Below are 5,314 nucleotides of genomic sequence, written 5' to 3' on the forward strand. Positions count from 1 at the left end.
CTCCCCTACTCCCCTACTCCCCTACTCCCTTACTATCTTAATTATAAGTGTTCAACCGGACATGGTATAACCTCCCACAAACCCGGTTTCTTATAACGCTTCCATTGCCAAGCAGATTTGATATTATTCACCCTGGAGTTTACACGCTCCAATACCAGCGGACATACAGCGCTTTTCAGATGGATAAACCACATCGTCACAACCAAAATCTTGTAGGGACTAACCATGGTTAGTCCCTACTGTGGTCTACTCAAATGAAAACTGCTGTAAGATCAAATCTGGTAGCATTAGTATAATTAAAGAGACGTTACCAAGAACGGGAACGTCTCTTCATCACATTAACTCAAATTACATCAGTTTTGATGCCTCAAGATTAAAAATTAGACAAATTAATTATCTACCTTCAAACCAGCATTATCTTGAGTATAGGTTTCTTGATTAATCTTAACTGGCGTTGCTCCCCAAATCTCTTTCGCATACTCCATAATTGTTCGGTCAGAAGAAAATTTACCCATGCGAACAGAATTATAAATAGACATTTTCGTCCATTTTTCTTTGTCTTGGAAAGCTTGACTAACCCGCTTCTGACATTCAATATAATCTTGATAGTCAGCTAATAGCATATATTGGTCATTGTACAGTAAAGAATCAATCAGAGGCTTGAATAGATTAGGATTACCTTTGCTAAACCGACCACTAGCAATCCGATCGATCACAGCCTTTAACTCTGGATTTGTATTATAGTAATGCAAAGGTTTATAACCCTTAGCCTTCATATCGAAAACTTCTTCAGCAGTCAGACCAAACAGGAAGAAATTTTCTGCTCCCACCTCTTCACGAATCTCAATATTAGCTCCGTCAAGAGTACCAATAGTCATCGCCCCATTCATGGCAAACTTCATATTACCAGTTCCCGATGCTTCTTTGCCAGCAGTAGAAATTTGCTCTGATAAATCAGCAGCAGGATAAATTAACTGACCTAATGAAGCATTAAAGTTAGCCAAGAAAACTACTTTCAGGCGACCACGCACATCAGGATCGTCATTCACTACATCAGCAACAGCATTAGTCAACTTAATAATCAACTTAGCCATGTAGTAACCTGGAGCTGCCTTGCCACCAAAAATGAATGTGCGAGGTTGAATATTAACATTAGGATTTTGCTTAATCCGGTTGTAAAGAGTAATGATGTGGAATAAATCCAAATGTTGACGTTTATACTCANATAATCAACTTAGCCATGTAGTAACCTGGAGCTGCCTTGCCACCAAAAATGAATGTGCGAGGTTGAATATTAACATTAGGATTTTGCTTAATCCGGTTGTAAAGAGTAATGATGTGGAATAAATCCAAATGTTGACGTTTATACTCATGGATACGTTTAACTTGAATATCAAACAGAGAATTAGTATCCACCTCAATCCGATTATGCTTTAAAATGTGCTCTGCCAGAGCAGCTTTATTCTCCTGCTTAATTTGTTGCCAGCGCTTACAAAATTCTGGATCATCAACATATTTTTCTAGTTGCCTTAGTTTATCTAAGTCTCGCAACCAACTATCTCCTAATTTCTCAGAAAATAACTCAGAAAGTTTAGGATTACTCAATAAAATCCAACGGCGGGGAGTCACTCCATTAGTCTTATTGAGGAACTTTTCTGGGAAAAGTTTGTAGAAATCTTTGAGTACACCTTTTTTCAGCAATTCTGTGTGTAGAGCTGCTACCCCATTCACAGCATGACTGCCTACAGTCGCTAAATTAGCCATCCTCACAGATTTTTCTGGTGTTTCCTCTATTATAGAAACACGAGAGATTAATTCCTTATCTTTGGGATACCAAGTTTTCACTTGCTCTATGAAGCGGTGATTAATTTCATAGATAATCTCTAAGTGGCGAGGTAGCAGACTACCAAACAAACTAATTCCCCAACGTTCCAAGGCTTCTGGTAGCAAGGTATGGTTAGTATAGGCAAAAGTATGTTGAGTAATATGCCAAGCACGCTCCCAGTCGATATCATACNGAGATTAATTCCTTATCTTTGGGATACCAAGTTTTCACTTGCTCTATGAAGCGGTGATTAATTTCATAGATAATCTCTAAGTGGCGAGGTAGCAGACTACCAAACAAACTAATTCCCCAACGTTCCAAGGCTTCTGGTAGCAAGGTATGGTTAGTATAGGCAAAAGTATGTTGAGTAATATGCCAAGCACGCTCCCAGTCGATATCATACTCATCAATCAACAACCGCATCATCTCTGCAATAGCAACAGCAGGGTGAGTATCATTTAACTGAATTGCTGTTTTATCGCTTAAGTTATCTAAGTTTGGGTTGTGTAATAAATGCCTACGAATGATATCTTGCAAAGCACACGAAACGAAGAAATATTGCTGCTTCAGTCGGAGTTCCTTACCTTGGGGAGTATTATCATTAGGATAGAGAACTTTTGATATAGTCTCCGAACTCATTTTTTCTGCTACTGCACCATCGTAGTTTCCAGAATTGAATTCTTCAAACTTAAAGTCTACACTAGCTTCTGCACGCCACAGACGTAGCGGGTTAACTGTATTCACTTTATAGCCAGGAACAGGAGTATCATAAGGAATACCAATAACAGTTTCAGCCGGAAGCCAAGTTACTCGATAATGACCTTTTTCATCATGGTAAGTTTCTGTGATACCGCCAAACTTAACTTCTACCTTTTCTGCTGGACGAGCTATTTCCCAGGGGTTGCCAAAGCGCAGCCACTTATCTGGAATTTCTGCTTGCCACCCATCCTGTACAGTTTGGGTGAAAATGCCAAACTCATAGCGAATACCATGACCCATCGCTGGAATTTCTAGGGTAGCTAGAGAGTCCAAAAAACAAGCTGCTAACCTACCCAAACCTCCATTTCCTAAGCCTGGATCATCTTCTTGTTCTAGTAGTTCATCCAAGTTAAGTCCAGACTCGCTAACAGCTTGACGAATTTGTTCATATATGCCTAGGTTAATCAAACTATTACCTAGGTGACGACCCATGAGAAATTCTGCCGATAAGTAGTATACTACTTTAACATCTTTCTCATTGTAAGTCCGAATTGTCGAAAGAAAGCGTTGGAGTAAGCGATCGCGTATAGTATAAGCCAAAGCACGGTAAAAATCATCCTGTTTTGCCATGGACTCATAAGTCCCTTGCAAATAAAACAGGTTATCAGCTAGGGCACGTCTCAGAGTTGTAACACTCATACCTGTGCGATCGTCTTCTACCTGAATTTGATTTTCAGTAGTGGGGTTGATGGGTTGATTCATTAACGCTCCTTAAATTTTACTGTCGTCAATTTTATTTCTGTAGCAAAGGTGGGTAGACTGATTAGCTTTGCCACACAGGAGTATATTCTATAGGAAACTTTTGAATGAAGTGAGACTAGCCAATTACATTANAACACTCATACCTGTGCGATCGTCTTCTACCTGAATTTGATTTTCAGTAGTGGGGTTGATGGGTTGATTCATTAACGCTCCTTAAATTTTACTGTCGTCAATTTTATTTCTGTAGCAAAGGTGGGTAGACTGATTAGCTTTGCCACACAGGAGTATATTCTATAGGAAACTTTTGAATGAAGTGAGACTAGCCAATTACATTATATCCCTTTACTAATATATATAGGCAAAATTAAACTCTATAACTATCAAAGGTTCTCAAGCATACATAAGTATTTAATTTTAATCATTTTTACAGAATTGATCCTAATATTTGGGTATTTTTTGGCCATCTATTTACAAGTCAGAAGTCGTAGGGGCGAATGGCCATTCGCCCGTACAGAAGTCAGAAGTTTGGAAAAAATCATATTTGTATAATTAAGTTTGGATAAATTAATAACTGATAACTGAAATGACACTACCTAATGGCCCAGCCCTGTCACCTTTACAAAGAAGACTCCGGACATGGAAATTTATTTTTAGTCCCTTATCTACCATAGAAGAGGGATACTCTAAATATGGAGATGTTTTTAGAACAAATACTAATTCTTTGTTCCCTTTCATCTACTTCTGTAACCCTAAAGCCATTCAACAAATTTTTACTGCTCACCCTGATACTTTTGGTTTAGGAGGTCGTAGTAGTATTTTGCAATATTTTGTGGGCAAAAACTCTCTACTCTTCCAAGATGGCGATCGCCACCAAAGGCAAAGAAAACTATTAATGCCACCTTTTCATGGCGATCGAATGCGTAACTATGGAGACTTAATCTATAACATTACCTCTGATGTCATTAGTCAGTGGCAAATAGATAAACCTTTTCCGATCCGCAAGTCAACCCAAGAAATATCTCTCAAAGTAATTCTTGGTGCTGTATTTGGTTTAAATCAAGGAAAACGTTATGAAAAACTTAGACTCCTTATGTCTGATGTTCTCGACTCTATGAGTTCTCCTGTCAGTTCTATATTTCTGTTTTTCAATGTCCTGCGCAAAGACTGGGGTCCTTGGAGTCCGTGGGGGAGATTTTTGCGGAAAAGACAGGAACTCCACGAACTAATATTGGCAGAAATTGAAACTGCAAAGAAAGAGGGAAATCATACTGATGATATTCTTAGTTTATTACTAGAAGCGCGTGATGAAGCAGGTCATCCCATGAGTAATGAAGAAATTAAGGATGAACTGCTGACAATGCTTTTTGCTGGTCACGAAACTACAGCGTCAGCTTTAGCATGGGCGTTATATTGGATTGACAAAATTCCATCAGTGCGAGAAAAACTTAGGGCAGAATTAGCAACTATTCCTGGTAACTCAGACAAAGTTGCCATTACTAAACTTCCTTATCTCAGTGCTGTTTGCCAAGAAACTCTACGCATTTATCCCATTGCGCTCGGTGCTGTTCCTAGAATTGTTAAGAAACCTATAGAAATTATGGGTTATCAATTGGAACCGGGAACGGTGGCAATGGTGTCTATTTATCTGACTCATCACCGGGAAGATATTTATCCAGAACCTAAACAATTTAAACCGGAACGTTTTCTGGAAAGACAATTCTCACCCTATGAATATTTACCATTTGGAGGAGGGAGTCGTCGTTGTATAGGTTCAGCTTTTGCTTTATTTGAAATGAAGTTGGTATTGGCGACAATTTTATCACAGTGCGAACTGAAGTTAGTTTCTAATCAAGCAATAAAACCTGTTCGGAGGGGTTTAACAATGGCACCTCCAGGAAATATGCGGATGGTTGTGAAACAGAAGTTGAATAGACCTGTTGCTTTATAATATAATTTAAAAAATTTTGTTTAGGGCGGGTTTGTATAAATCTTAGAGTCAGCAGTAGCTGTAGGGTGTGTTACGCTTTG

2 protein-coding genes and 2 pseudogenes are annotated in these 5,314 nt (G+C 38.7%); 1 reads left to right on the forward strand and 3 read right to left on the reverse strand.

The genetic code is table 11. The features are described 5' to 3' along the window. Positions 1–389: 389 nt before the first annotated feature. From AFK68_RS12020 to glgP, 3 genes and pseudogenes are all read right to left on the reverse strand, one after another. Positions 390–1,224, reverse strand: an 835-nt coding sequence (locus tag AFK68_RS12020) for a glycogen/starch/alpha-glucan phosphorylase (RefSeq protein ID WP_143437809.1), incomplete at its 5' end; no start/stop codon positions are given. A gap of 1 nt (position 1,225) precedes the next feature. After that, positions 1,226–2,017: pseudogene (locus AFK68_RS12025) on the reverse strand (glycogen/starch/alpha-glucan phosphorylase); the annotation flags it as partial. Between the two features lies 1 nt (position 2,018). Beyond that, positions 2,019–3,286, reverse strand: a pseudogene (gene glgP / locus AFK68_RS12030) (glycogen/starch/alpha-glucan family phosphorylase); the annotation flags it as partial. A 583-nt stretch (positions 3,287–3,869) separates the two neighbouring features. Between glgP and AFK68_RS12035 the strand changes: the two are divergent. Beyond that, the gene (locus tag AFK68_RS12035) at positions 3,870–5,234 is read left to right on the forward strand and encodes a cytochrome P450 (protein ID WP_094673031.1); all 1,365 of its coding nucleotides are present in this window, start codon (positions 3,870–3,872) and stop codon (positions 5,232–5,234) included. Positions 5,235–5,314: the final 80 nt, after the last annotated feature.

This window comes from Hydrocoleum sp. CS-953 (assembly GCF_002260545.1).
Lineage (GTDB): Bacteria > Cyanobacteriota > Cyanobacteriia > Cyanobacteriales > Microcoleaceae > Trichodesmium.